1 protein-coding gene is annotated in these 673 nt (G+C 71.5%); it reads right to left on the reverse strand.

Annotated features, from left to right (window positions below):
* A partial coding sequence (locus tag G3N96_RS38865) for a cellulose biosynthesis cyclic di-GMP-binding regulatory protein BcsB (RefSeq protein WP_206140508.1) occupies positions 1 to 673 on the reverse strand: 673 nt, incomplete at both ends.

Below are 673 nucleotides of genomic sequence, written 5' to 3' on the forward strand. Positions count from 1 at the left end.
TGCCGTGCCGATCACGATAGCCTGGTCGTCGGCCGGCAGCCCGGTCGACACCGGGAAGCGCGCATGCCGGTAGTCGGCCAGCGCGCCGAACCACGACGCGAGCACGCCCGCGCTGCGCAGCGTCGCCGAATCGGGCGACGCCGGCAGCACGAACGGCAGCCGCACGCGGCCGTTGTCGCGCCGGTCGAAGAACGGCGCGGGCAGCAGCGCGAGATCGTTCGGCAGGCGGACCGGCGATTCGTCGAGGATCAGCTCGCTCTTCGGGCTCACGTCGGCCCATAGCGCCGAGTTGGCCGGATCCTCGCAATGGTCGAGCGTGTAGTGCGCGATCAGGCGCAGGCCGATCTGGTTGAAATCCGAGAAGTAGCGCGGATCGATCGGGATCTCCTGCGTGACCGTGCGGCCCGCCTGCGCGGCGTCGAACGGGACGGTCGCGATGACCTCGCCGTTCACCGACACCTTCAGGTGCGACATCGGGAACACCAGCGACGGCGAATACGCGTAAGTCAGGCGCAGCCGCGCGCCGGTGACCACGCGGTCGAGCCGCACGCCCGCATTGATCGTGCGGGCGTCGTCGGCGCCGCGCAGGCGCAGCGGATCGAACGCGCCGAGCGACGCGAATGGCAGGCGCACCGTCGTCACCGGCAGCCCGGCCGCGGTCGCGCTGTCCGCC

It is taken from the genome of Burkholderia sp. Se-20373, from assembly GCF_017104705.1.
Taxonomy (GTDB): Bacteria; Pseudomonadota; Gammaproteobacteria; order Burkholderiales; family Burkholderiaceae; genus Burkholderia.